This window comes from Alicyclobacillus sp. ALC3 (assembly GCF_028751195.1).
Taxonomy (GTDB): domain Bacteria; phylum Bacillota; class Bacilli; order Alicyclobacillales; family Alicyclobacillaceae; genus Alicyclobacillus_L.
On record NZ_CP066784.1, the window covers coordinates 509,102 to 535,547 of the forward strand.

23 protein-coding genes are annotated in these 26,446 nt (G+C 56.3%); 7 read left to right on the plus strand and 16 right to left on the minus strand.

What is annotated here, in order from left to right:
- Positions 1-72 precede the first annotated feature (72 nt).
- The 6 genes from JC200_RS02415 to JC200_RS02440 all read right to left on the minus strand — a co-directional run bounded on the left by JC200_RS02415 (position 73) and on the right by JC200_RS02440 (position 7,145).
- Complete coding sequence (locus tag JC200_RS02415) at positions 73-540, minus strand: hypothetical protein (RefSeq protein ID WP_274434593.1); 468 nt, start codon at positions 538-540, stop codon at positions 73-75.
- 6 nt (positions 541-546) lie between these two features.
- Complete coding sequence (locus JC200_RS02420) at positions 547-1,314, minus strand: hypothetical protein (RefSeq protein ID WP_274434594.1); 768 nt, start codon at positions 1,312-1,314, stop codon at positions 547-549.
- A 144-nt stretch (positions 1,315-1,458) separates the two neighbouring features.
- Positions 1,459-3,234 carry a hydantoinase B/oxoprolinase family protein gene (locus tag JC200_RS02425; protein ID WP_274434595.1) on the minus strand — a complete coding sequence of 592 codons (1,776 nt, stop codon included), beginning with the start codon at positions 3,232-3,234 and terminating at the stop codon, positions 1,459-1,461.
- A gap of 14 nt (positions 3,235-3,248) precedes the next feature.
- Positions 3,249-5,300 (minus strand): hydantoinase/oxoprolinase family protein, encoded by a 2,052-nt coding sequence (locus tag JC200_RS02430; RefSeq protein ID WP_274434596.1) that lies wholly within the window; start codon positions 5,298-5,300, stop codon positions 3,249-3,251.
- Positions 5,301-5,313: 13 nt separating this feature from the next.
- Positions 5,314-5,925, minus strand: coding sequence for an isochorismatase family protein (locus JC200_RS02435; RefSeq protein WP_274434597.1), 612 nt, complete (start codon positions 5,923-5,925; stop codon positions 5,314-5,316).
- Positions 5,926-5,945: 20 nt separating this feature from the next.
- Positions 5,946-7,145 (minus strand): CaiB/BaiF CoA transferase family protein, encoded by a 1,200-nt coding sequence (locus JC200_RS02440; protein ID WP_274434598.1) that lies wholly within the window; start codon positions 7,143-7,145, stop codon positions 5,946-5,948.
- A gap of 215 nt (positions 7,146-7,360) precedes the next feature.
- On the opposite strand from JC200_RS02440, the gene JC200_RS02445 reads away from it, so the two are divergent.
- Together JC200_RS02445 and JC200_RS02450 are read left to right on the plus strand one after the other, a co-directional pair.
- Positions 7,361-8,041 (plus strand): GntR family transcriptional regulator, encoded by a 681-nt coding sequence (locus JC200_RS02445; protein WP_274434599.1) that lies wholly within the window; start codon positions 7,361-7,363, stop codon positions 8,039-8,041.
- Positions 8,038-8,919 carry a hydroxymethylglutaryl-CoA lyase gene (locus tag JC200_RS02450; RefSeq protein WP_274434600.1) on the plus strand — a complete coding sequence of 294 codons (882 nt, stop codon included), beginning with the start codon at positions 8,038-8,040 and terminating at the stop codon, positions 8,917-8,919. The genes JC200_RS02445 and JC200_RS02450 overlap by 4 nt, the downstream gene beginning before the upstream one ends.
- 89 nt (positions 8,920-9,008) lie before the next feature.
- On the opposite strand, the gene JC200_RS02455 is transcribed toward JC200_RS02450, so the two are convergent.
- The 7 genes from JC200_RS02455 to JC200_RS02485 all read right to left on the minus strand — a co-directional run bounded on the left by JC200_RS02455 (position 9,009) and on the right by JC200_RS02485 (position 17,365).
- The gene (locus JC200_RS02455) at positions 9,009-9,533 is read right to left on the minus strand and encodes a hypothetical protein (protein ID WP_274434601.1); all 525 of its coding nucleotides are present in this window, start codon (positions 9,531-9,533) and stop codon (positions 9,009-9,011) included.
- Positions 9,534-9,663: 130 nt separating this feature from the next.
- On the minus strand, positions 9,664-10,395 hold the full coding sequence (locus JC200_RS02460; protein WP_274434602.1) for a response regulator transcription factor: 732 nt from the start codon (positions 10,393-10,395) through the stop codon (positions 9,664-9,666).
- Entirely contained in the window at positions 10,385-11,626 is a 1,242-nt protein-coding gene (locus tag JC200_RS02465) for a sensor histidine kinase (protein ID WP_274434603.1), read from the minus strand. Before JC200_RS02465 ends, JC200_RS02460 begins: the two co-directional genes overlap by 11 nt.
- 47 nt (positions 11,627-11,673) lie before the next feature.
- Positions 11,674-12,699 (minus strand): SDR family oxidoreductase, encoded by a 1,026-nt coding sequence (locus JC200_RS02470; protein ID WP_274434604.1) that lies wholly within the window; start codon positions 12,697-12,699, stop codon positions 11,674-11,676.
- 22 nt (positions 12,700-12,721) lie between these two features.
- Positions 12,722-13,702: an acetylxylan esterase gene (locus tag JC200_RS02475; RefSeq protein WP_274434605.1), complete on the minus strand. Its 981-nt coding sequence runs from the start codon at positions 13,700-13,702 to the stop codon at positions 12,722-12,724.
- A gap of 113 nt (positions 13,703-13,815) precedes the next feature.
- Positions 13,816-16,758, minus strand: coding sequence for a formate dehydrogenase subunit alpha (gene fdhF, locus JC200_RS02480; protein ID WP_274434606.1), 2,943 nt, complete (start codon positions 16,756-16,758; stop codon positions 13,816-13,818).
- A gap of 271 nt (positions 16,759-17,029) precedes the next feature.
- Positions 17,030-17,365: a Na-translocating system protein MpsC family protein gene (locus JC200_RS02485; RefSeq protein ID WP_274436449.1), complete on the minus strand. Its 336-nt coding sequence runs from the start codon at positions 17,363-17,365 to the stop codon at positions 17,030-17,032.
- Between the two features lie 473 nt (positions 17,366-17,838).
- Here JC200_RS02485 and JC200_RS02490 point away from each other — a divergent pair, with 473 nt between their 5' ends.
- Entirely contained in the window at positions 17,839-18,432 is a 594-nt protein-coding gene (locus tag JC200_RS02490; RefSeq protein ID WP_274434607.1) for a hypothetical protein, read from the plus strand.
- Positions 18,433-18,515: 83 nt separating this feature from the next.
- Here JC200_RS02490 and JC200_RS02495 read toward each other — a convergent pair whose 3' ends face one another.
- The 3 genes from JC200_RS02495 to JC200_RS02505 form a co-directional block, all read right to left on the minus strand.
- Complete coding sequence (locus JC200_RS02495; RefSeq protein WP_274434608.1) at positions 18,516-19,499, minus strand: aldo/keto reductase; 984 nt, start codon at positions 19,497-19,499, stop codon at positions 18,516-18,518.
- 201 nt (positions 19,500-19,700) lie between these two features.
- Positions 19,701-20,399, minus strand: a complete 699-nt coding sequence (locus tag JC200_RS02500; RefSeq protein ID WP_274434609.1) for a class II glutamine amidotransferase — start codon at positions 20,397-20,399, stop codon at positions 19,701-19,703.
- Between the two features lie 18 nt (positions 20,400-20,417).
- The gene (locus tag JC200_RS02505; RefSeq protein WP_274434611.1) at positions 20,418-21,995 is read right to left on the minus strand and encodes an APC family permease; all 1,578 of its coding nucleotides are present in this window, start codon (positions 21,993-21,995) and stop codon (positions 20,418-20,420) included.
- Positions 21,996-22,234: 239 nt separating this feature from the next.
- On the opposite strand from JC200_RS02505, the gene JC200_RS02510 reads away from it, so the two are divergent.
- From JC200_RS02510 to JC200_RS02525, 4 genes are all read left to right on the plus strand, one after another.
- On the plus strand, positions 22,235-22,984 hold the full coding sequence (locus JC200_RS02510; RefSeq protein WP_274434612.1) for a hypothetical protein: 750 nt from the start codon (positions 22,235-22,237) through the stop codon (positions 22,982-22,984).
- Positions 22,985-23,362: 378 nt separating this feature from the next.
- Positions 23,363-24,304, plus strand: a complete 942-nt coding sequence (locus JC200_RS02515) for a fumarylacetoacetate hydrolase family protein (RefSeq protein WP_274434613.1) — start codon at positions 23,363-23,365, stop codon at positions 24,302-24,304.
- A 36-nt stretch (positions 24,305-24,340) separates the two neighbouring features.
- A complete protein-coding gene (locus tag JC200_RS02520; RefSeq protein ID WP_274434614.1) occupies positions 24,341-25,396 on the plus strand; it encodes a zinc-binding dehydrogenase in 1,056 nt (351 codons plus the stop codon).
- Between the two features lie 13 nt (positions 25,397-25,409).
- A complete protein-coding gene (locus JC200_RS02525; protein ID WP_274434615.1) occupies positions 25,410-26,297 on the plus strand; it encodes a VOC family protein in 888 nt (295 codons plus the stop codon).
- Positions 26,298-26,446: the final 149 nt, after the last annotated feature.

The following is a 26,446-nucleotide window of genomic DNA, read 5'->3' on the forward strand; positions in this document are numbered from 1 at the left end:
CGTGTTTGCTCTTATTTTACCTGGGAACGGGCAGTACAGATACGCTTTCGATCCCGCTCTGTGAACGCCGAATCAGGCGCCTTGGGAGTTCCTCGGCACGACGGCGACACCAAAGGCGTGGTGATTCCACAGGGCTTTCTCGACGACCGAGACCATCTCGTCTTCACAGTTCACCAGCAGGAAAACTTCGGTCCGGGACCTTGACTTAAGTGACTGCAGGCGTATTTTCGTCGTTGCTGCTTTAATCCCAGCACCGAAAAGTGATCCGCCAACAAAGCCAATCATGCCCCACAACACGGGTCCCCACGGTAAAACAAAACCGTAGATGGTACCTAAACAGCAGAAAAATCCACCCCACAATGCAACGCCGTCAAAGAGTGCTTTGCCATCCGAGTGGTGCATCGTGTCAAAAAATGCTTTCTTGTTCGTTTTGTCCAGCGGAATCGCGTAGATATGCTCCTTCTTCAGACCACGTTCTTCAAGGTCAGCGATGACTAGCTCTAGTTGAGCGGATAGATCAAAGGCAGCCACTACATGCACGAACAGTCACCTCCCTAAATCGAAGTTAAAGTTCTCCGGTTGATAATTACTTTGTAGAAAATTCGTTAACTCTTTGTCGTACAGGGTGTTCCGGTCCACTGCCGTGACGTAGCTGTTGTAGAAGGTGAAAGCGAAAATGGAAGGCAAAAACAACGTCCACTCCGGGTTCAAAACGGAAGTCGCCCGTTGAAACTGCCCGTAGAACGTAAAGTACACGGCTAAGGCCATATGTGACTTGTAGCAAATCAAAATCCACCATGCCAGTGCAGACACGGCGGAGGGCAACCGTCTATTATACAACGCACCGAGCCCTGGCATTAGGAGCGACCACAAAGCAGCGACTATCGGCTTACGTTTGTCGAGGAAGTCGTACTGAATCGCGTTCATCTCAAAAATTTTGACAGGTGCGTTTTCCCGGTTGGCTAGGTAGTACTGAATGTTGGTTTCCACAGACAACTGATAACTGGACCAAAACGCGAAGGTAAAGACACTGCCATACAATAGAATCCACTTCATATCGAGCAGGTATCTCGCTGCGTCGACCCGCCCAGTCAAGGTGTACACGATGGCGGTATTAAAGTGCGACCGAAGATTGACAAGCACTTCCCAGCCGAACAAAATCCACCCCAGCAGGTACTGTCCGAGCGTAATTTGGCCGAATCCTGGAAAGAACACAGACCAAAACGCAACCACCCATGGGTTGCTGAAGTGCAGCTGATTGATGGAAAACGGCCCCACAGTGACTCTGCTGCGACGAGGAGTGCTGTTCTGCATACTTCACATCTTATCCATATATAGCCATGTTTAACTCGTGCTGTAATGCATACTCTTAATCACACTTGTGAGACTTACACCTCCCTACAAAAGAAACAGGGGGCATAGCTGCCCCCCGCTTGTGCCTAATTTCGATTCCATCTCCTACCCCCGCAGTTCGGCCAACACCTCGTCGCGATTGCCAAAGGTGAACGACGGTGCATTCCCGCGTTCGGCGCGGAGCGCAGCGCGCCGAGCCGTGGTAGCTACCGTGTCGACAGCTCCAAAGGCATCCAGTGTGACACCGTACTCGACTTCCGCCTTCTCGCGGCCAACGAGGCCGCGATGGACGTCGAGGCGCACCTTGTCAGGGTCGCGGTCGAGCGGGTCCCCCCAGCCGCCGCTGCCACCCGTGACGAACAAAATTTTGTCGCCCTTCTTCACTTGCACCCCGTCGATTTTTGACGGCAGTTCCTCCTGCGTCCCGTCGGTGCGGTACAGAATTTTGTACGACGACGTGCCAGGACTCCCGCCATTGATGCCCCACGGCTGCAGTTTGTGACGGTCGTCGTGAATGGAAACACTGCCGTCCGCAAGGCAGGTGTACATCTTCTCGTTGCAGTTGCCACCTCGGTGTTTGCCCGCTCCGCCAGAATCCCGGCCCGTGCGGTAGTACTCGACGCGCAGTGGGTAGTAGGTCTCGAGGTACTCCGTCGGGATGTTCACGAACGCTGGCCACCACGAGTGTCCGTCAAGGCCATCGCCGATTGGCCGCCCAGGCAGACCGCCGTACATGACCTCCATCAAGTGGAAGTCCCGTCCAGAATCCTCCTTGCCGGAGTAGATGAAGTAGGGGCTCGTACCATAGCCAGCAGCGGGGCTGCTGTCAGGCGCGTTCACTGACAAGGCGCCAGAGAGCACGTCGAACAGGCGGCTGAGCACGTGTGTGCGGCAGCCGAGTGCAGCCGGAAACTTGGGGCGCAGCAGACTGCCTTCTGGGGTCGTAATCTCCAGCAGGTCGTAGAACCCGTCGTTGAACATGATGGCCGGGTCGAACACGGAGATGAGGAAGGCGCCGATGAACATCTTGAACATCGCGTCGCTCAGGTAGTAGCTAATCGGCCCCTGGGCCTGGGGGTCGGTCCCGGTCCAGTCGAAGCGCGCTTGCTCCCCTTCGCGCCAGACCGTCAGCTTCATCTTAAACGGGCCATTACCGAGACCGTCGTCATCCACGTAGTCCTCAAACGACGCAGGTTCTGTCGGCAAGAAGTTCTGGATGAGCTGCGTCATCATGCGGTGTGTGCGCTCGAGCAGTGCGTCGAGGCCAGCGAGGTAGGTCTCGGCGCCAAAGCGCTGGCAGACCTCTTTGACACGGCGCTCCGCGGTGCGGCAGGCAGCGACGAGTGCCATCAGGTCACTGTAGTTCTCAATCGGGGTGCGTGTGTTCGCTTGAATGATGGAGATAATCGCCTTGTTCAGTTGCCCCTTTTCGAACAGCTTCACGGGTGGGAAGCGGACGCCCTCGCCAAAGATGCTTGTGGCTGTGACGGGCAAGCTGACCGGCACCGGGCCGCCCACGTCCATCACGTGTCCGAACATCGAAGAGTACCCGACCAGTTGGTTCTCAAAGAAAATCGGGACGATGATCATCCAGTCGTTGATGTGCGAGATGGAGCCGCCGCAACTGTACGGGTCGCTCAGGAATATGACGTCGCCTTCCTGCACCCCTTCCGCAAAATGCGAGACGACCTCTGGCACGTGCGAGCCGAAGTTGCCGACGACCATCTTGCCGTGTGGGTCCGTAATCATCGGGAAACAGTCGTGCTGCTCGCGGATGACGGGCGACATCGCCGACCGGAACAGGGTGACGTCCATTTCCTCCTTGACGTTTTTCAGCGCGTTTTCGAGGATATCGACCGTAATGGAATCGATGGCAGGCATCTGGCTTTCCCCCTTCACTCTGAAACCGGATTGATAATGAGATTGGTGAACGTGTCGACAAGGGCGACATAGCCTGGCAGGACGAGCGTGGTGCTGTCCTTTTGCACAACCACAGCAGGACCGTAGACGCGGTTGTTCGGCTGCAGCTTACTTCGGTCGTAGAGCGGAGTGGTCACAAACTCGCCATCGAAGTATGCTGTGTGCTGTGCATCCACAATCGCGTGCGCCGCATCTTCCCCACCGCTTGGGTGCTCTGGCAGGGCGGGCGATTTGACTTTGCCGACGGCGACGGAGCGGACATTAACAATCTCAAGTTCGATGTCCATCCGAAAGCCGTAGGTCTGCTCGTGAATCTGGTCAAACTTCTCGCGCAACAGCGCCAGTCCACGTGCGTGCAACTCGGCTAGATCGACTTGAATCGGGATCTCGAAGCCTTGCCGGAAGTAGCGCACGTCGACTTCGTAGTGCACTCTGCGGTCCGCTGCGGCGACGGACTCGTCCTCAAGCCACGCCTGTGCTTCATCGCCAAGCGCGACTAGCTCGTCCGCCAGCGACTCCGTCGAGAGTTGGCCCATGGTGCGGATGTAGGTGCGCGAGAACTCGTTGCGGACATCGGATTCGAGGAACCCGAGTGCAGACAGGACGCCTGGCGTCGGCGGGATGATGACCGGAAACGCCCCAGCCAGTCGCCCGAGTGCGTTGGCGTGCAGCGGCCCAGCGCCACCGAGAGCAAGCAGCGCAAACTCGCGTGGGTCATAGCCTTTTTCCACCGAGACAACGCGGATGGCGCCGTACATGTTCTCGTTGACGATGTCGTAGATGCCTTGTGCCGCCCGGTACACGTCAGTGCCGAGTTTCTCGGCAATGGTGGCGACAGCGCGGATGGAGAGCTCTGGGTCGAGTGTCATCTCGCCGCCAACCAGACTCGGCGGCAGGTAACCAAGCGTGACGTTTGCATCGGTGACTGCTGGCTCTTCGCCACCGCGGGCGTAGCATGCGGGGCCAGGTTCAGAACCGGCGCTCTGCGGACCCACGCGAAGGGCGCCCGTGAGCGGGACGTGCGCGATGGAACCGCCACCTGCGCCGATGCTGACGACCTCAAGCGACGGTGCCTTGACCGGGAACACGCCGACTTTCGTCTCGCGCGAGACGCGCGGTTCGCCATTGTAGGTGAGCGCGACGTCGGTGGAAGTGCCGCCCATATCGAACGAGATCACGTTGCGATACCCGGTCTGTCGCCCAATCATCGCGGAGGCAGTGACGCCTCCGGACGGCCCGGACAGCATCGTGTGCACTGGCCTTGCCGCGGCGGCCGGAATGCTCATCAGCCCGCCGTCGGAGCGGACGATACTGACGCGACTCTTCAGGTTCTTCGCGCGCATCTTATCTTCAATATTGCGCAAATAGTTCTGCATTTTCGGGCGCACGTAGGCGTTCATAACGGTTGTGAGCGTCCGCTCGTACTCACGAAACTCAGGCAGGATGTCGTGCGAGATGGAGACCGGCACACCCGGGTTCACCGCCATCGCGATATCTCGCAGTTGGCGTTCGTGGTCGGGGTTTGCAAACGAGTTGATGAGCGAAATAGTGAGGCTTTCCACACCGGACGCGTAGAGTTCCTCGATGACAGCCCGCGCGTGCTCGCCGTCGAGTTCTTGCAAGACCTCGCCTTGGGCGGACATCCGCTCCTTCGCGCCGCGCGTGTACGTCAAATCGGCGAGCGGGTCGGGCTTTTGGAACGCGATCCAGGCCGTGACAGGCGCTGGCGTCCAACTGCGAGCGACGTGCAGAATCTGCTCGAAACCCTCTGTGGTGATGAGTCCGACCTTCGCGCCCTTGCCTTCGAGCACGGCGTTCGTCGCGACCGTCATGCCGTGAATCATCGAGCGGACTTCGTGCGGGTCAACCTGGTTCTCTTCACAGATCTTGTCGATCCCCTGAACTAGCGCAATGGATTGGTCCGACGGTGTCGACGGTACCTTGGTGGCATAAATTTGCCCGGATTCCTCGTCTTGCAAAACGACGTCCGTGAAGGTGCCCCCAACGTCAATGGCGACTCGGTACATGTACTTTTCCTCCTCAGTTCAGTTTCGACAAGTAGTCGCGAACTTCCGGAAACGAAACGACATCTCCGTACTTCGTCTGGATGTCGTAGAGATTGGCTTCATGGGCCGCCTGCGAGCGGTCACCGACGCACTCCCGCGGCACGACGACGCGGTAGCCGTGCTGCAAAGCGTCGAGTGCGGTCGCGCGTACGCAGCCGGAGGTGGTGCAACCGGTGACAATCACGGTGTCGACACCAAAGGAGGTTAACATCGATGCGAGCGGGGTGCCGAAGAAGGAACTTGCGTACTTTTTCTCCACCAGCGGCTCAGATGGAAGACGGGCGAGGCGCTCGTCCACCTCAGTCCATGTTGAGCCCTGGACGAGCAACTTGAGCGCCGGTACTTTGACAACGAAGTGACCACCGTCCCGAAAGTGCGGCTCATAAGCGACTGTCGTAAAGACGACGGGCACCCCTTTAGCACGCGCGATGTCGAGGAGTTCACGCGTGGCTTCGACTTCAGCCGTAAAGTCGGCTCCCAGTTGTGTCGCCGGGTCGGTAAACCCAACGATAAAGTCGACGACGACGATACACGGGCGCCATCCTGCGCCAGATGACTCGCCGAAACCGGCAAACGTCTCGGACAAGCACTTCACCCCCACTTTGGTTACACGACGCCCTTGCCGCGCAGTTCTTCCAACCGCCCCTCATCCATGCGAAGGAGGCCAAGGTAAACCTCGCGGTTGTCTTTGCCAAGTGACTCCGCACCGAGGTGCCGCACCTCGCCTGGTGTGCGGCTGAGCTTTGGCACAATGCCTGGCAGTGGAAATGCTCCAAGCACCGGGTGCTCCATCTCAAGAAGCATGTCGCGCGCTTGGTACTGCGGGTCTTCGACGATCTCCTTTGCGCTGTAAATCGGACCAGACGGCACACCCGCCGTCGCGAGGATGTCGAGACAGTCTGTGGCGTCGAGCGTCCTCGTCCACTCCTCTACGAGGTCGTCGAGCACCTTCTGATGCTCGCCCCGCGCCGTGTGCGTGGCAAAGCGCGGGTCGCTGGCAAGCTCCGGCTGTCCCATCGCATCGCAGAGGCGACGAAACACCGTGTCCGCGTTGCCGCCAATCACGACAAATGTCCCGTCTTTCGTCGCGTAGATGTTGGATGGCGCGATGCCAGGCAGGATGTTGCCCATGCGCTCACGCACATAGCCCGCGAGCAGGTAGTCGGGGACGGTGCTCTCCATCACCGCAAACACAGCTTCGTAAATCGCGGTGTCCACCACCTGGCCTTTGCCCGAGCGGTTGCGCTCATTGAGCGCCGCCAAGCAGCCGATTGTCGCGAACAGCGCTGCGAGCGTATCGCCGATACTGACGCCGATGCGCGTCGGCGGTCGGTCTGCAAAACCGGTGACGTAGCGCAGTCCGCCCATCGCCTCGCCAACACTCCCAAAACCGGCGCGATCGCGGTAAGGCCCGCTCTGACCGAACCCGGAAGTGCGCACCATGATAATGCCAGGGTTAAGCTCGGACAGCGCCTCGTACGACAAGCCCCACTTCTCCATCGTCCCAGGGCGGAAGTTCTCAATCACGACATCTGCCTCTCTCACCAGGTCGCGAAACAGGGCTTGCCCCTCTTCCAAACGCAGGTTCAGCGTGATCGACTTCTTGTTTCGCGACTGAATGGGCCAAAGCAGCCCGTGTCCCTCCTTCTGCACCCCCCACTGCCGCATCGGATCCGGTCTGTCCGGCGGCTCTACCTTAATCACCTCTGCTCCGAAATCCCCGAGCAAGCGCCCGCTGAACGGCCCCGCCAGCAGAGTTCCAAGTTCGAGTACACGCACACCGTCAAGCGCTGGGCGTTCGGCCACCCCATCTCACCTCGCAAATATTCTGTCAAGTCTGATACAAACCTCATGCTACCGTTTTGTATACAATTGATCAAGATAGATCTTTGGAGACATCGAATCATCATCACGCCTCGTATGAAAAAATCACGCAGGTACAGAAAATATCACAACGCGAACCTCGTCACATATTTACAGACTATTTCATTTTGTATACAATTTGCTTAGGAGGATTGTGGATGGATGCATATGAACTGATTCGCTCGGCGATTCTCGAAGGAGACTACAATCCTGGCCAGAGGCTAACCGAGGAGGCGGTTGCAGCTACGCTTGGCGTGAGCCGCACGCCCATCAGAGAAGCCATTCGGCGCCTCACAGCAGAGGGGCTGGTCGTGTTGCAAGGACGCCGCGCTGCCGTGCGGGAATTCCCGGTTGAAGAGGTACGGCAGATTTACGACCTGCGCGCGTTGCTCGAGGGTTACGCCGCAAGCACGGCTGCCATGCACAGAACCGACGCGGACATCGAGCGGTTGCACGAGGCCAACCGCTGGTTTACACAGGCGGTGAAAAGCGGGGGGAAGAGCCGGGATCAGATCCGCGAAATCGTCGACGCGAACCACGCTTTTCACCACGGCGTGTTGCTCGCAACGCACAACTCACACCTCGACTTTTTGATCTCGCGCGTCGTTGTACTGCCGCTGGTGTTTCGGTCGTTCTACTGGTACGACCAGAGTGAGACGGAAGCTTCGCTCGGGTACCATGTGACGATTACGGCCGCGATCGAGCAGCGCGACCCAGACCGCGCCCGCTGTGCAATGGCCGAACACATCTACAAAGGGCGCGACCATGTCTTGCTCCACGCCCCCGCCCTGCACGGAAACGAATCGGACGTTGACGACGAAGGAGGAATTGACGCGTGATTACGGTCTGCGACGTGGGGCCGCGCGACGGCCTGCAAAACGAGAGAGAAATTCTGTCCCCGGCTACGCGGGCAGAACTCATCACGCGGCTGGCCCGCGCGGGCGTGACGGAAATCGAGGCGGTATCGTTCGTGAATCCGCGGGTTGTGCCGCAGATGGCCGGTGCTGAAGAGGTACTCGACCTGCTGCCACACGACTTGCCGGTACGACTGTCCGGGCTCGTACTGAGTGCGTCTGGTTTGAAGCGGGCACTGCAGACAAGGCTCGCAGAGATCCACCTCGTTCTAGCAGTCAGTGACACGTTTAACTACAAGAACGCACGCCGCACCGCCGAGGAGTCAGCCGCCGAACTTGAGCGACTGATGCCACAGGCGCTGGCTGCCGGGAAAGCGGCCACGATTGTGCTTGGCACCTCGTTCGGCTGCCCGTTTGAAGGCGATGTCTGGCCCGCTCGCGTCCTCGCCTTTGCTCGCCGCTTCATCGACGCGGGCTGCACAAAGGTGGTGTACGCCGACACGACCGGCATGGCGAATCCAGCACAGGTGCAGCGGATGGTGACGGCCTACGACGAGGCAGTCGGCATCGACCGCGTGCCACTTGGCCTACACTTTCACAACACACGCGGCCTTGGGCTCGCTAACGTCTACGCTGGTTATGCGGCGGGTGTCACCCGCTTCGACGCCTCCATTGGCGGTCTCGGCGGTTGCCCGTTCGCCCCGAAGGCTGTCGGCAACGTCTGCACGGAGGATATGGTCAACATGTTTCAACAAATGGGCGCGACCACGCCGTGCGACCTCGACACGCTCATCGGCGTTGCACGCTGGACAGAAGACAAGGTCGGACGGCGCTTGGATGGATTGATGATGAAACTCGACTAGTCGGCGACGGTGAACCTTTCTATATCCATATCCGGATCCGGATCGGGCAAGGCTCTCAGGGCCTTTGTAGACTTGCTCGGGTCGCATGATTAGATGCGACGACGTCTGCGTTCGCTGCGCGCCGCTAGGTGTGACATGCGAGCTTCCCGGACGGCTACGGGATGGCGCAGCGTGAGCAACACGGCCCTCCCCAACACAAGTCCACAAACTGAGAACAGAATGGGTATCGTGGTCAAGCTGCCATGAAAAGCTGCACCAGCACCGAGGAGCGGAACCAGCAAAAAGCTCAAGCCGTAGCGAATCGGAATGGAGAGCAGCCAAAATAGGAGAATCCACCACGACCCAGAGACCATCCACAGACCATTCTCCTGATACACGCGTGTCATGCGTCCACGAATGAGTCCGACGATGAAACTGAGCAGAAACGTGAGAATGAGGGAAATCCAGCCTGTGAGTTGGATGCTCGGCTGACCCACTGCTTCGTACAGTGAGTACAGAGCTAGAATAACGGGCAAGACCAGCAGTCGTCCGCTAAGCGGACGCGGAACCAATTGTCGCTGCACCAGAATTGCGAGGATGATGATGCCGATAAAAATGTCCTTTGCCATTGGCACTTTGAATCACTCCTTTACCCTGCGTTCACAGACAGGATACAGCGGAAACAAAGCCAAGGCGTCTACACGAAGATAGAACCTTCACGAGCGACGACCACGGACGTATACCTGCAGATAGACCTGCACCAGATTACTGCACCATGCCGCGGCGCAGAGCGAGGACGACGGCTTGCGTTCGGTCGTCCACCCCAAACTTCTGCAAAATGCGGTGCACGTGCGTCTTTACAGTGCCCTCCGAGATATGCAGCTTGCGGGCAATTTCATCGTTGCGCCGACCCCAAGCCATCTCCTGTAGCACCTCTCGTTCTCGCTCCGTCAAGCCATCGACCAGCGAACCTTCACAACCGCCGTCGGTTGCAGTCGCCGGTTCTTCGCTCGTTGTGCCCGACGAAGAGGTCATTCTCACCTGACCACCGGTCGGTTCCTTGACGGCGCGGGCCAACGCTTCTGCTGCAGCGCCAGTACGGTAGAGTGCTTGACCACGATAGACCGCGCGTATGCTGTCCATGAGTTCGGCTGCATCGATATCCTTGAGCAAGTAACCAACGGCACCAGCGCGTATCCCGTCGTACACGTATTCCACCATGTCAAACGTTGTCAAGAGCAGAATCTTCACGCCGGGCATCGCCGCGGTGATGCGACGCGTTGCGTCGAGACCGCCCTTTCCGGGCATCTGCACATCCATCAACACAATGTCAGGATGCATCTCTAGGGTAGCTACTATGCCTGTTTCTCCGGTGTCGGCTTCCCCGACGACTTGCATGTCATTCTGAGAATCAATCAGGTAGTGCAGTCCATCGCGAATTAAACGCTGATCATCCACAATTAACACCCGAATCAGATGCTTTGTCTCATGACCCATGTTGAGTCTCCTCGCCGCTTGGTTTGTTCCACGGCAAAACAACTTCGACCTGCATGCCGTGCGGCTCGACGCCTGTCCAGTTCAACGTGCCGCCCACATCTTCGCACCGAGACCGCATGCTCGACAGGCCAAAGCCCTCCTCGAGCATCCGTCCAGATTGGAATTGACCATCGTCTGCGACCTGTAGCCGAATACACGTCTGACCGATGCGGCTTACCCAATCCAAGTTGACACGAACGTGTTCAGCCGCGCTGTGCCGAACCACATTGGTCAGAGACTCCTGCAGAGCACGGTACAAAATGAGGCTGGTCTCCATGGACAGCACCTGTGCGTCTACATCGGTTTGGAAGGTGACGGACAACTTGGTGTTTGCGCGAACACCGTCGACAAGCGCTGACATTGCTTGGACCCCCGTGATGGGCGAAGCGTCCGCAACTGCCCGAACCGATTGGCGTACCTCCTCAAGGCTGTTTCGCGCCACTTTAACAAGGTCCTGAATCTGCTGTTCCGCACCGTCTGCGCCGCTGCGCACACGATATTGCAAGGCCTGCAACTGGACGATGAGGGAAGTCAAAGCGTGACCCACACTGTCATGGATGTCGCGCGCAATCCGGTTTCGTTCTTGCACAACGGCAAGTTGCATAGAACGGATGGACGCTTCCTGTAAGTCGCGATGAGCCGTTTGGAGAGCCTCATGGGCACGTTCGAGGTCGAGTAGGTGCTGTTCCTGGGCTGCCTGTGATTGACGACGAAGTCGACCATTGTTTCCCGCAATGAAGGTCGCGATAAAGCCCATCGTATACCCAATGTAGGCAATGCCTACACCGCTGAACGGTTTCGTAAGAATCAGTAAGGTGACAAAACCAACCGCTGCAACACCGCCAGTCCACCAAGCGTACGGAGAATTGAGCCGCGCGCCAGCGATGCCGACGATGAAAAACAACATACTAGCGCCGGCACTCCCGTATCCGACAAGAAACAGAGACAACACGGACAACAGCACGACAGTGCCGATTCCAATCCCGGTTCGCCAGACCGCAGGCAGGCGCTCCGGAATCATTACCAAGATAGCAGCGCAGACGACGAGACACTCCGCAACAGCGACAAGTTCTACGAGCGGACTCCCGTGCGTCATGGGTTGCCACATGGCTAGGACGGCTAGGGCGACAAGGACCAAGCGCCGGAAGACGACAGGCGCGAATGGATTAATTACACGAACCCCCCAGCGCATGTCGCTCCTCCTCACGTCTGCAACGCCAGCTGCCACATCACCATCCCTCACATGACCGCCTGGCAAACAGCTTCTTTAGCAGCATTGAGCGCAGAGATAACCCGCTCGCACCAAGCATCGAATGCAGGGTCTTCTTGCTGTAACTCCGGGTGGTTGAGCACATACCGAACCGTCTCAGCCAGTCCTTGATCGACGCGCGTTGTCGCGACGAAGCCCGGCACAAGGCGCTTTAGTTTCGTGTTGTCAAAGACGACGGAGTTCGCCTTGTCCCCGAGTAACGGGCCAGCGAAGTTGCCATCACTGCACGCGCTCAAAAAGTCCGACGCGACGTGCGTCGCCCGCAGTTCGACGCCGAGTGCAGACGCGATTACCTCGTACACCTGGTTCCACGTCACCGTCTCATCGGACGTAATCTGAACCGCTTCACCAATCGCGTGCAGGTTGCCCATCAGGCCGATGAAGCCTGTGGCAAAGTCACGGCTGTGCGTGAGCGTCCACAGCGACGTCCCGTCGCCCTGAATGAGCACTGGCTTGTGCTCGAGCATGCGTTTGAGCACCTGCCAGGAACCGCCAGCCCCGTGAACCCCAAGCGGGACTGAGCGCTCACAGTAGGTGTGGCTCGGGCGCACAACCGTGATCGGAAAACTGAAGTCCCGGTACAGTTCCATGAGCAACGTCTCGCAAGCGATCTTGTTGCGCGAGTACGCCCAGTACGGGTTTGCAAGCGGTGTCGACTCGCTCACGCGGTAGTCCGAGAGCGGTTTCTGATACGCCGACGCGGAACTGATGAAGATGTACTGTCGCGTCTTCCCGCCAAACACGCGAAAATCTTGCTCGACGTGATCGGGTTCAAAGGCGATGAAGTCGGCCACAACATCAAAGGTCTCACCGCCAATGGCCGCTCTCACTTCGTCTTCGTCCCGACTGTCCGCATGGAGGACACGCACTTCTGGTGGCAGGTCGTCCGTACGGCTGCCGCGGTTGAGCAGAGCCACGTCATGCCCGGCTGCAGCTAGTTGCTTCGTGACTTCGAAACTGATAGTTCCTGTCCCACCGATGAGCAGCGCCTTCATGAATGATGCCTCCTGTCCGGTCTCAGTTATCTCCGCGTGTCGGCACCGATTCTTCCACGAAAAACTGGATGATCTCATCTGGCAAGCCATAAATGTCCTCGTGTCCGAACTCCGGGTAAATCAGCACGCGTTTTTCACCTGGTACGTTGTTGTAGGCTGAGAACTGCGTGGACGGCGGACACACTTCGTCCGACAAACCGGTCGCCATCAAAAGTGGCGCACGTACCCGACTCGCAAAGTTCTGGACGTCAATGTAGCCGAGCCGTTCGAACACTTCATCTTGTCGTCTATGCAACGGGTCCCGTCGCCTGAAGTACTCATACAACTCGCCGTACGCGGCTCCTCCAGCGCCAAGCTCCCACACCCGTTGGTAGTCGCATAAAAACGGGTAGACAGCGGCCACTTTCGCGACGCGCGGCTCAAGCGCTGCGCAGACAATTGACAGACCGCCGCCCTGTGAACGGCCAGTGACGTAGACTTTGGCGGGATTGACCTCAGGCATGTCCATCGCAATGCGCGCAAGTTGCACTGCATCGAGAAAGACGTGGCGGTAGAACAAGTTCTCCTTCCGGTCTTCGAGGCCGCGCACAATCTGACCCATCTTGGTCGGCCCCGCCGCGATTGTCCCTTCGGACGACGCCCCACCCTGCCCCCTCACATCCAGCGCAAGCACAGAGAAACCCGCCAGCACGTACGGCAGTTTGTCAAACCAATCACCCGAGTTCCCACCGTAGCCGTGGAACATCACAACAGCCGGGTGCGACTTCGCGCTGTTCACGGGGCGAAGGTACCGCGCGTACAGCCGTGCTCCGCGCACGCCTGTGAATGTGAGGTCAAAACACGCTACATTCGGGACTGTAAACTTGGCAGGCGTGACGCTCAGGTTCGTCTGTGTGCCATCGAGTTCTGCAAGCGCGTCTCGCCAGTACTCGTCAAAGTCCGCCGGGCGCGGGTTGCGCCCGACGTACTGGTGTAGGTCCTCCAGTGGTAGGTCGTGGGTCAATCGACTGTCTCCCTTCAGTTGCCTCGTCGGCTAATCTACTCGGTCACACCTTGTCCGTACTGGATTTGTGGTACTACAGATGACTGCAAGCGCAAAGAGACAACCTTATCGTCCTATTTGTTTGCCTCAACCAGAGGCTGGTAGTCGCTGCGTGCCCACTTCTTCTCCACGTTAACACCAGGCTGAGGATTGGGGTGGCCGAGACGGAAATTCCCCTTCACAATCGGAGACTTTCCAGTGAACTCGAGCACCTCCATCTTGACCCGCATCTCCTTGTACGCTGGAGTGAACGTGTAGGTGTCGTGGTCGCTGCTGGTCAACAGATTGACTGCTTCCTCGTCTTTGGTAGAGAGCAACGGAATGTAGACTTTGTTCCCACGCACACGGTCCGTGATGGTGACGCGCATCCTGACATGACCGTAGGGTGAACTGACACGAACCAACGAACCCTCCTGTATCCCGCGCTCTTTCGCAAGTTCAGGCGAGACTTCGATAAATGTATGGGGCACTTTCTTCTGAATGCCTGCTACCCGCTGCGTCATGTTGCCCTCATGGAAGTGTTCCAGCAGTCGACCGTTGTTCAGCTCGAGGTCGTACGCTTCCGGCAAGGTCAGCGGTTGCGTCCAATCGACCGGCCACAAGCGCGCCTTTCCACCGTCCAGTGGGAACCCGTCAAGATACAGGTTTGGCGAGTCGGTCCCGTCCTCAAACACGGGCCACTGCAAACTCTGATATCCTTCTAGCCGCTCGTAGGTCGCACCGCGCATCAGGTCTGTGAGACCGCAAGCCTCTTCGAAAATCTCCTTTGGCGATGTGTAGTTCCAGTCTGCCCCCAGTCGATTGGCCAGCGCCTGAATGATCTGCCAATCTGGTTTCGACTCCCCGAGCGGCGGCAAAGCCTGATACAAGCGCTGGATGCGGCGTTCGGTGTTCGTGAAGGTGCCTTCCTTCTCAAGACTCGGACTGGCTGGTAAAATCACATCGGCAAACTGCGCTGTCTTGCTCAGGAAGATGTCCTGCACGACAAAAAACTCCAACTTCTCGAACGCTGCCTGGACGTGGTTTGCATTCGAATCAACAATCGCCATATCTTCACCAACTACGTACATGGCTTTCAATTTACCCTCGTGAATGGCATCGACCATCTGGTGGTTATTTAAGCCCGGAGTCTCCGGCAAGGTGACCCCCCAGGCCGTTTCGTACTTCTCTCTGACAACACGGTCGTTCGCCGACTGATAGCCGGGATAGGAGGTCGGCGCACAGCCGAAGTCACCAGCACCCTGCACGTTGTTGTGACCGCGGAGCGGGTATGCGCCTGTGCCGGGACGCCCGACATTGCCCGTGACCGCCAGCAAATTGCAGATTGCGGTGCTCGTATCCGAACCCCCGAGGTGCTGCGTCACGCCCATCGCCCAGCACACGCATACGGATTTCGCCTGCCCGATAATCTCCGCCGCTTCCATCAATTGTTGTTTCGCCAGCCCCGTCACTTCTGACGTGTAGTCTAGCGTGTACTTATCCAACGATGCAACGTACTCGTCGACACGCTCCACGCTCTTACCCAAAAACTCAGTGTCCTGCCACCCCTGGTCAATGATGTATTTCGTCACGCCAGAGAGCCACACCAAATCGGTGCCTTGTCGAGGATGCAGGTAAACGTCGGCTCTCTCTGCCATGATGTTTTTGCGGACGTCAGCCACAATCAACTTTTGGCCGTGCTTCTTTTGTGCGCGCCGAATCCGCGTAGAGAGCACCGGGTGCGCTTCGGCCGGATTGGCACCAACAATCACAACCACTTCAGCCATGCCAATGTCTTTAATCGATCCCGTATCACCGCCGTAGCCAAAGGTTCTGCGCAGCCCTTCCGTCGCAGGGGACTGACAGTACCTCGAGCAGTTGTCGATGTTGTTGGTGTGAAAGACGGCCCGGGCTAGCTTCTGCATGAGGTAGTTTTCTTCATTCGTGGTCTTCGATGAGGAGATGAGTCCTACCGCGTCACCGCCATGACGCTCCCGAATTTCGGCCAAACGCTGCGCCGTGTAGTCCAACGCCTCTTTCCATGTGACCGGGTAAAACACATCGCCACGGCGAATCAAAGGTTCCACAATGCGCTCGTTGCTGTTGACGAAGTCCCAACCGAACTTTCCTTTGACACACGTGGAAATTTGGTTCGCAGGGGCGTCCATCGACGGTTCCACCTTGAGGACCTTGCGGTCCTTCGTCCAGACGTCAAAACTGCACCCGACGCCGCAGTACGTGCACACCGTTTTCGTCTTCTTGATGCGAGACTCGCGCATCTCGGATTCTATTTCCGAGACCGTGAAGATCTGTGAGTAGCCCGGCTCCACAGTTTTCGTCATGTCGATCATTTTGCCCAAAGTCCCCGACTCAATCCCAGTCAGGAAGCCTGCCTCACCCAACATCGACTTTTCCATCAAAGCATTGCAAGGGCAAACCGTCACGCAGTGCCCACAAGAAACACAGGACGACTCGTTGATCGGCACGTCGTTGTCCCAGATGACGCGCGGGCGGTCACGTTCCCAGTCGACCGACAACACTTCGGAGACTTGCAAGTTTTGACAAGCCTCGACACAGCGTCCACATAAAATGCACTGGTCCGGGTCGTAACGGTAGAACGGGTTGCTCATGTCCTTTTCGTAAGGTTTGGGTTCGAACGGATAGGACTGGTGCTCAATCTGCATCTGCATCGCTGTGTTGTGGACAGTGCAGTTTCCGTTGTTGTTGTCACAAACTGTGCAGTACAGTTCGTGGTTGCGCAGAACTCTGTCCATGGCTTCTTTGCGCGCAAAACGCGCCCCCACGGATTTTGCTCGGACCACCATTCCCTCTTCCACAACTGTCGAACAGGCCCGAGCCAGTTGCCCATTGACTTCTGCAATGCACGTGTCGCAGGTCTCAATTGGCCCGAGCGCAGGGTGATAGCAGATATGCGGGTGTTCCTCTCCACTGCCCAAAATGGCGTTCAATACGAGTGTCCCTGGCTCGACCGCGACCGTCTTACCGTCAAGTTCGATTTGCACCCAACCTTCTGGCATCTACAGAACCTCCCTACCCTATCAACGTATTGTGAGTCGTAGAATGAATAAAAACACTCAACAAAAAAGGGCACAAAGTGCGCCCTATACGGGCTTGCGCACCATTGTGCCCATGAGCACCCCTGCAATCCCATACAGGCGTGACAGTAGCTTCCGCGGATCCTCTTAACCGAAACACTTCGCGAGTGTAACGGTCACACGTTCACATAATAATTCCAATATGGTCTTGGCTGTTCTCTTTTGTCAAGCAATATGCAGTTCGTGTGAATAATCACTCTTTTCCTGCGATCGTGTCTTTAAAGATGAAAACCGAGACCCCCATGTCATGTTCCACCTTGAAATCGGAAAACAGGTGGACCAACTGCGACCCGACTAACTCTTCCAGTCCGTCTGGCACGTGCTCTGCATATACGTCCTGAATCAGCTTTGTCCGGGCTTCTCGAACCATCTCGGCGCCTTCAGGATTATGACTGATGAACTTCTCCATGGGTGTGAGGTTGCCGTTCAAGATTGAAATCGCCATATTATCCACGAACACGGTATGAATTCGCTCTGGCCCTTTACCAAAGTAGTCTTTCCTCACTCGGCGAACTATGTCGTTAAACATCTGCTCTTTGCGCACGCGGCACCCTACCCTTTCCAGAACATCGCGTCTCTATCAAGCACACTCGTTCAAACGATAATCATTCCCCACGTTTCAGTAAAAATCCTAGCATAACGCATAGGAAGCAACAAACTTGTCTGTGTAAAAATGTCTAGGGTTGACACACGACAGCAAAAAGAGAGATAAAATATACGTTGGCTGATGTATTGGAACAGTACATCAACTACGGACTGATATGCTGCTTGGTTTGTCTGTATGCGTTTGCAGGTAGACACAACGGCACAAAGTAGCGGCCTAAAACAGGCCCGCCTTTGTGCCGTTTCGTTTGTCTAGCCAAAGTATGAGCGTGTACAGCCACTTCTCCACGGAAAGAAGGCGGTGCTGACCCGGTAGTGTCACTGTTCGCACGGTCGAACACAGTTACACAAGCACAGTTACAAAATCGTATGGAAGCGAGTCATTGGGGGGAAAACATCGTGTCAGTACCAATTTCGCACTTTTGGCCTGTCGCCATTGGTTTTTTATCGCTCTCGATTAACTACTTTGTACAAGGCGGCACGACTCTTTCTGCTGGTCCAAACTGGAACCAGGACAAAGTGAAGTTCGACCGAACCGTGGGCCTGTGGGGGATGTTTCTCGGCGGATTCGGCCAGTTGCTCACCGGCATCTACCTGATGGTCGGTCTTTCCTGGTTTCCGGTCTATCGCAACGCCCCTCCGCTGTACATGGCGGCGGTTGCTTTCACTGTTTACGGAATCCACTGGATTGTCCTAGGACTGCGCCGATATACAGGAAGCGACCACGGGCCTGAGGCCTGGATGGCAATCCCGTTGCTCGGACTGAGTGTCCTTGGCGCAATTTCGTTTAACAAGGCCGACGATATACCCGCTATGATTCTCTTCATCGGCCTGACCTTGATTTACATTTGTGAAATTCCCGCCAGATTCCTCAACAGCAAAGGCTGGGAGAAAGCCACAGGCGCATTCCAATTACTCACGGGTATCTGGCTCCTGTACTTGACCTACGGTGTCACGCTCGACTTCGCCAACGGCATGCACTGGATAGTGTAAGTAGTTCGCAATACTGGCGCAGTGGGTTAAAATGTCCACTGCGCCAGCCATCAGCACCACACCGTTCGTGCGAACCGGTTCTCCTAGTATGCGCCACGGATCGACTCGCGGACTTGCGTTTGATAGAAGCTAACTAATTTCTGCCGCTCCGCCACCGCGAATGACGGGACATCTAGGGCAGCTAGATTGTCCTCGACCTGCTTGACGTTCCGAAATCCAGGAATCACGCAGGTGACCTCGTCAAAGTCCAGAATCCAGCGCAGTGCCGCCCGCGTCATGTTGCCCCGACCATCCGCAATCCAGCGCAGCTTGTCCGCTAGCTCAACGCCCTTCTCGAACCCGAGCCCTGCGAAGGTTTCGCCCACGTTGAACTTCTCTCCGTTTTCGTTGAAGTTCCGATGGTCGTTCTCGGCAAACCGATGGCTTTTGTCGAACTTCCCTGTCAACAGCCCACTCGCGAGCGGCAGTCTGACGAGAAGGCCAACGCCTCTCTCCTGCGCCAACTGGAACAGTTCGTCGGCCGGCTTTTGGCGAAAAATGTTGAAAATGACTTGCAACGCCTTGGCACGCGAGTGTTCGATTGTGTAAATGCCTTCTTCGACAGTCTCGACACTGACACCGTAGTGCTGAATTTTCCCCTCTTGCTGAAGTTTGTCGAGCACCCCAAAGACGCGTCCGTCCTGCAGGATGGAGAGCGGCGGACAGTGAATCTGGTACAAGTCAATGCGCTCCCGCCCCAGACGTCGCAGGCTGCCCTCCAAGTACTGACGCACAGTCGCCTCGGAATAAGTTTCGGCATCATGAATATCCCCTGCCCGGCAGAACTTTGTGGCGATGTGAATTTTGTCCTCTTTGCCCTTCGTAGCCCTAGCGAGCAGTTCCTCGCTGTGACCCGAGCCGTAGACATCCGCAGTATCAAAGAAGTTAACACCCGCATCCATCGCCACATCAAGCGCGCGCAACGACTCCTCGTCACTCGTGCTGCCCCAATCGCCGCCGATGGCCCATGTGCCAAAGCTGATTTCACTCACTTGCAAATCCGTGTTTCCCATTTTGCGGTATCTCATCTGTGATGCTCCTTGTCGAATAGAACTTGACTGGAATTTTGTCTCTCATATCGTACCACCGACATGGGCATCAAGCGAAACCACTGCAACATTCCAAGGGCAGGACCAATTTTGGTCAACAGTGAAGGGAGTCGGCCATTTTGCAAAGAGAGGAAGGAGAAAACGCCCGGGCCATCTGGAAAAGTCAGCCCGGGCATATTTCTAGGCGTGTACTGGGGTCATCTTGGGTAAGTAGACAGCATCCCTGATTTGCGTTCGCTGCTCAACCCAAGTCAAGAGGTCCGTGAACAGGTACTGGTCCAAGCTATGAAGGCCCGTGACGATACCCGTGAAGTCCGCGCCAGCAAACCAATACATCGGATTGCGTTCGTTGCTCCCCGCAGCGACCAGGGACTCGTCACGGTTCAGCACGATGACGTTCGCTTCGCCCCGCCCGATTGTATCGCGTAAGGTCGAGTTGATAGCGTCCGCAGGAGCCTCCGTCACAAGCCGCTGCTTGTAAAGGTGAAACCCCATTTCACTGTCTGACTGGCCTTGTACGACTTGTGCAAAAACTTCCCGCCAGCGGACGTGGTCGGCTAGGTAACCGTTATGTCCAAAGGCGAACTCCCCCTCCGCTAGATAGGGTTGGGAGTTTTCCACAGCGATTGTGCTGAGAAACGACGGCCTTCGCAGGTGAATCAGGCACGAGGTCGCGGACTCACCGGCAAGTCGCTGCCGCCCCTGCACGTCCTCACCAAGACCAAGTTCGGAACGATAGTTTTGCAACACACCATCTTGGACCCAACTTACACCCCAACCAAAACGCGCAATTCCGAACTTCTCAATCGTCAGACCCAACTGAAACGCCGTCCCCAACTCAAACGGCTTTGCAGATTGCAGCGCCAACATTTCACACATAGTTGTCCCTCAATTCTGTTAGGCTTCCAAATTCGCATGTTCGCTTGGCGCACTCTGCGAAATCGTGTCAGTTTTCCCCATGTACGACGTACCCGAAGCAACAGCCCAAAAGAAGATGGCCAGCGACAAGACAGCGACAAGGACCGAGTCCCATGGCGCCGGTATGGCCTTGATTCCGTCAAATGACCCCAAGTAGGACAATACGAACTCCAGCACCAAAAAGGCCAAGAGCCAGAGGCCACCGGTAAGCTCGCGCCCACTTTGGCGATTGACAAAGAACGCTACGAGGTATAGCACTGCGCCAACAATCAGGAGTGGGAGCGTCTTGTTCAACACGGACCAGCCCGCCCAATAAATGATCAGCGATGCGACCACGAACCCTGCTGGCGCAATCCACCCCATACCGCGAATCCTATCCTCAGGTTGCGTCTTTCCACTGCGTCGGTAGATGAGCACCGATGCGCTGCCCGATGCATACGTAAAAATGCCGAGTGCGCCCGTGATCTCGATGATACTGTGCCAGCTCTTAAATGGAAGCAGGAACAGTAGGCCGACGACAAAGTTGAGCAGCATCGCTCGACCAGGCACCCCGTAGCGAGGATTTACCTTGGCTAGAAACTTTGGAAAGAAGCGATTCAGTGCCAGCCCGTAGACAACGCGTGCGTTCGTTGCGGTATAGACGACGCTCGATCCCGCTGGTGAAAACGTTGAGTCTGCGTATATCAGCCAACTGAGCCACATCAGGTTGACGGAAGTTGCCAGCTGCGCAAACGGCGAGTTAAAGTTGACCCCATGCCACCCCTGCACGAGCGAACTACCAGGAACAGCACCCACGAAAGCGAGTTCGAGGCCAATGTATAGGACGATGGCAATGCCAAGTGCCGTGAGTACGGCGCGCGGGATGTCCCTGCGCGGATTAACCGCTTCTCCCGCCAGGTCAATGGCTGCGCGAAAGCCTGTGTATGCGAAGATCACACCTGACGTCGCAATTGCGCTTAATCCAGCGGACCAACCGTACGGCGCAAATCCACCATGGCTCGTAAAGTTACTAGCATGAAACCCAGAGGCAAAGAGACCAATCAAAGTAAGGGTTGGTACGATGAACTTCAGGGTCGTCACAACCAGATTGACCTTCGCGAAGATGTGTACACCAAAGTAATTGATGACCACAAACACAATCATGATTAGGATGGCCACCAAAATCCCCGAGGCCGTCAATTGCGTGCCATTGTACAGGCCCGGCATCAGTTTGCTCAGGTACTGAATAATGCCCGACGCCTCGGTCGGCGGGTTGGCTGAGTAAGCCAGCCAAATGGCCCAACCAATGATGGCCGCGACCAACGAACCATTAGTCTCCTGTGGGTAGCGAACCAATCCGCCTGAAATCGAGCGAACACGCGTCATCTCGATGAAGCCAAGCGCAACCAGACCCAATGCGACGCCACCGATCACCCAGGACAGGATGGAAGCTGGGCCCGCAGACTGTGCCGCGTACATGGCGCCAAGTAGCCAACCGGACCCAATGACACCACCGAGTGACGCAGCCGTCAGTGACCAAAACCCCATTCTTCGTTTGAGCAGATGGTCTTCGTTCAACGGGATCCTCCTCTTATTTAAGGAATTATTCCATAATAGTTCCGTAAATAATGTAGCATCGAATCCAGAACGGTGTCAATATACTCTGAATACTTATTGTGCGTAGTCACGTTCAGTCCTTCGGCACGAGTACCATGCCTAGCATCGGGAGTTCGTTTATCTCCGTTGCACTGTAGTATATTAGGAAATACTATGTGGAGTGACGCGCGTAATTTCAGCATGTCCCTCGGAGGTAGGTTATGAATCAGGAGACGTCACCGAAACTACTCGTAGCGATTCAAATCATTCAGGTCGCCAACTACAACCGACTGGTGAACAACGAAGACAAGTTGTTCTATGATATCTATCGGCTATACCTCAAGACCCAGGACCTCATTCTCAACTACGCGCATGCGACCTTCGGCACATTCGTGTCGATTGGTAACGGACGATTCATGATCTTCTCGACGAACGACCAAGTTGTCAACCGCACGCGCGACGCAGCTCTATTGCTCGAACACATTCGGGACCTTACGCAACTAAACGCCTACATGGGGATTGGGTACGGGCAAACAGCCATGGAAGCTGAACGGCACGCCCGGATTGCAATCAACCATGCTGAGGCGTCTAGCGGGAATGCATGCATTTACATTGCCGACGAACACGGAACAGTTGATGGCCCTCTCCATCAAGCAGACCAGCTCCACTACCGGTACCGCACGGAGAACCCTGACTTGGTGGCTCGACTGAGTCATGCAGGCGTGAACGTCGTCACGTTCGAAAAAATGCTGGCCCTACAAAACGCATGTTCCGATCAGTTGATCACGGCCGCGCTCGTGGCAAACGCACTGGGAATGACGAGCCGCAACGCCCGAAAAATACTATCATCGCTCAGCGGCTGCGGGCTGGCAGAGTCAGTCGGTACTGAGACACTGTCCGCCAAGGGACGTCCCAGACAAGTCTTTCGGATAAAATCGTACGGCGAAATTGAGCCCAAGGCGGGTTCTTAGTGTACCGAAGTGTTTGGGACCTTACACGACGAGACCATAAAGTAGCGTGCCGAGTGACAGATAAATAGCCGTTCCGGCACGCCAACACATCGCAGTGGGAAGACAACATTTGTGCTATCATAGGGCTTAATTATCGCAATACTCAATATAGTAAATATAATTTTTCGGGGTTAAGACTTGGAAACTGGGAGCAACATCGTAGAAACATTATCTCCCTGACTTCACACCATGCGAGTTGGACGGACATGTGGCTCAAATATCCCTCCATGCTACTTAAATCCTTAGTGTACGGATATTGATTGAGCCTTGCTCTCTCTTCTGATTTACGCAACAGGGTACATAAACCGAGTTAAATTATTGGACTGTAGGTGATCTACATTGCAGTTTGCCCTAGGTACTTGCATTGTGAACCAGCAACCAGACGTCGTCATCCAAACAGCCGACGGTTTGTTTCCCCTTAGCCAGTTGGTGACTGTGGAATCATTGACGAATCATGTGGACGTATCGACGTACCTTGGCAGCAGAGACCGCTCGGTTCTTTCCATGATTGAGCGATGGGACGTCATGCTTCCTCTCTGTGAAGAACTGAGCGCGTTCTTCAGTGAACACTGCGACGACGTGGCCGCGTTGGACATGTCAGACACTGAGATGCGTTGGCTGCCACCAATTCTTGTCCCACGCAAGTTGATCTGCGTGGGCGCCAACTACACAGACCACCTCGAAGAAATGGGAGTTTCAGTTCGTCCGACATATCCATTTAGTTTCCTGAAGCCTGCGACGACGACCCTCGTTGGCTCCGGTCAAGCAGTGCGATTGCCAGCCATCGCCAAGATGGTGGACTGGGAAGGGGAACTCGCAGTTGTGATGGGCGGACACCCGCTGTCTCTGAGTGATGAATGCATCATGGCAGCAGTTGCGGCGTACTCCATCACAAACGACGTCTCTGCGCGAGACTGGTTGCACGAACCCACCCCACTTGGAGTCGACATGACGAAGATGAAAGGGTTTGATGGATTCTCCCCTCTCGGACCATTCCTCACCCCCGCGAAGTTCATCTCAGACCCGCAGCAACTGTCCATCAAGACCTGGGTAAACGGGGAGCTAAAACAAGACTCCAATACCAGACATATGCTCTTCGACATCAAGGCCATCATTCGGCACCTGTCTTCCATCATGACTCTGGAGCCGGGCGACGTGATTTGCACAGGGACACCAGCAGGCGTAGGCGCTGGCGCGAAACCCCCACAATACCTGAAACCGGGCGACGTGGTCGAGATTGAGATAGAGGGGCTCGGCCGACTGACAACAGTGTTTGTGTGACGTACACCAGACGGACCCGAAAGGAAGGATACTGTCATGAGAGCCGTTGTCATTCGAAAACATGGTGACCTCGACGTGCTTGTCGTTGAACAAGACGTCCCACAGCCAACCATTGGGGACTATGACGTACGCGTCGAAGTCAAAGCAGTAGGACTCAACTACGGACTGGATACGATGGTCGTGCGCGGGCTTTTCGGCGTTGTCGGGAAAACGAGTGCTTTGTTACCGCGTATTCCCGGGGCCGATTTTGCCGGCGTTGTGACGGAGGTTGGTTCCGCAGTCGATAACTTTAAACCCGGGGACAGAGTCCTCAACGACTTCACCATCACATGCGGGGACTGTCAGCCCTGTCGGGCAGGTCGCACTAATCAATGCACCCGACTGAACATGGTTGGCGTGCACCGTGATGGAGGTGCAGCAGAACATGTAGTACTCCCAAGTCATAAATTGCGCCGAATTCCCGATTCCCTGACCTACGCTGAGGCTGCCGTTATTCCGGTTTCATTCGGCACAGCGTGGCACATGATGGTAGAAATCGCCAACGTCAAGCCAACAGACTGGGTATTGGTGACAGCGGTCGGCAGCGGACTCGGCGTTGCGGCCCTCCAAATTGCGAAATTGCACGGAGCCCACGTTATCGCTGCTGCCGGGAGCGACTGGAAGTTGGAACGAGCCCGTGAACTCGGCGCCGACGTACTCGTCAACTACTCCCGCGAATCCATCGCAACGGAGGCGTTGCGCGCGACGGACGGACAGGGTGTAAACCTTGTATTTGATGGCGGCATCAATCAAAACAACTGGTTGGAGTATGCCAATTGCATTGCCTACGGTGGACGAATCGTGCTGTCCGGCACGATCGGGAGCGACGATGGTCAACTCCATATCGACATCAAGACGTTCTACCGCAAACACATCCAAATGCTTGGCAACTGCGCCTACACCGCCAGTTCGCTCAACAGCGTCATCGATGAGTTTGAGCACGGACGGTTGAGACCAGTCGTGGACTCAACCTTCCCTCTGGAACAAGTCCAGCACGCCTACGCCCATCTCTTGGAACGCAGGGCCTTTGGAAAAGTCGTTCTCAACGTATAGGGAGGAACTCCATATGCCAATCGAAATTGAACGAGCTAATCACATCAACCTTCGAGTGACTGACCCCGAGGAAGCAGCTGAATTTGCCGTCGCCAAAATGGGCTTTTCGCTCGCGCACCAGAACGCAGGCCAATTCTACCTGCAGGCGGGTGGATTTGACCCATACTCGCTTGTGTATACCCAGGGCGATCCCAGTGTCGACCACATCAGTTACCTCGTCAAAGACCGGAGTGCACTGCTGCTCGCGGAAGACTCGCTGCGCCGGCAAGGCGTTCCCATTCTTACGGAAACCTCCCCCTCGGACGACTGGAAGCACGGCGAAGCCATGCGCTTTCTGGCACCGGGCAACACGATCGTTGAGTTGGCAGTGGGCGTTCACGTAGACAAGCCCGTCGGGGCGCTCGTGCAGGCCCCCGTGCGCTGTCCTGGTCCAATTTCCTTCGATCACGCTGTGTCTCGCGTCCTCGATGTGGACGAAGCGTACAAGTTCTGGACGCGCATCATCGGCTTCAAGGAGTCGGCTACTATTCGTGATCCCGAAGCTGGCCCTGTTCTCACCTTTTTCCGCTGCAAGACACTCTTTCACTGCTACGCCGTAGCGAGAAGCAACCGCCTAGGCCTGCATCACTTTCAAATGACCCTGAAAGACCCGGTTAGCCTGTGGGAGGCTGCAGATGCACTGAAGCAAAGCGGCGTCGAACTGGTCTGGGGCCCCGTACGCCACGGTCCGGGCCACAACATTGCCTTCTACTTTCACGACTACGCAGGTAACACCGTTGAGTACTCATGTGAAGAAGAGATCATCCTCCACGATGAGACGTATCGTCCGCGCCAGTGGTCAACCACCGACCAAAAGTCGCTCGATGAATGGGGCAGCCTGCCTCCGGAAGGGTTTTTGTAAGTTACTCACGTCCATGAGACAGAATTACGACCATCTGGCGGTTGGTCAGATTGAAGTACTTGACCGCGTATCCTTCGACTGCGTCGCTTCACCATGCGGGTCTATCCCCTTTACCCCTTTCGTTCCTCCCATTATGATTGGACGAGAGC

Coding starts and splice junctions, on each gene's coding strand:
- fdhF (WP_274434606.1), bottom strand. CDS start 16,758: ATGCCAGAAGGTTGGGTGCAAATCGAACTTGACGGTAAGACGGTCGCG.
- JC200_RS02485 (WP_274436449.1), bottom strand. CDS start 17,365: ATGTTTAACGACATAGTTCGCCGAGTGAGGAAAGACTACTTTGGTAAA.
- JC200_RS02430 (WP_274434596.1), bottom strand. CDS start 5,300: ATGTACCGAGTCGCCATTGACGTTGGGGGCACCTTCACGGACGTCGTT.
- JC200_RS02445 (WP_274434599.1), top strand. CDS start 7,361: ATGGATGCATATGAACTGATTCGCTCGGCGATTCTCGAAGGAGACTAC.
- JC200_RS02510 (WP_274434612.1), top strand. CDS start 22,235: ATGAATCAGGAGACGTCACCGAAACTACTCGTAGCGATTCAAATCATT.
- JC200_RS02525 (WP_274434615.1), top strand. CDS start 25,410: ATGCCAATCGAAATTGAACGAGCTAATCACATCAACCTTCGAGTGACT.
- JC200_RS02520 (WP_274434614.1), top strand. CDS start 24,341: ATGAGAGCCGTTGTCATTCGAAAACATGGTGACCTCGACGTGCTTGTC.
- JC200_RS02465 (WP_274434603.1), bottom strand. CDS start 11,626: ATGCGCTGGGGGGTTCGTGTAATTAATCCATTCGCGCCTGTCGTCTTC.
- JC200_RS02425 (WP_274434595.1), bottom strand. CDS start 3,234: ATGCCTGCCATCGATTCCATTACGGTCGATATCCTCGAAAACGCGCTG.
- JC200_RS02460 (WP_274434602.1), bottom strand. CDS start 10,395: ATGGGTCATGAGACAAAGCATCTGATTCGGGTGTTAATTGTGGATGAT.
- JC200_RS02470 (WP_274434604.1), bottom strand. CDS start 12,699: ATGAAGGCGCTGCTCATCGGTGGGACAGGAACTATCAGTTTCGAAGTC.
- JC200_RS02500 (WP_274434609.1), bottom strand. CDS start 20,399: ATGTGTGAAATGTTGGCGCTGCAATCTGCAAAGCCGTTTGAGTTGGGG.
- JC200_RS02420 (WP_274434594.1), bottom strand. CDS start 1,314: ATGCAGAACAGCACTCCTCGTCGCAGCAGAGTCACTGTGGGGCCGTTT.
- JC200_RS02495 (WP_274434608.1), bottom strand. CDS start 19,499: ATGAGATACCGCAAAATGGGAAACACGGATTTGCAAGTGAGTGAAATC.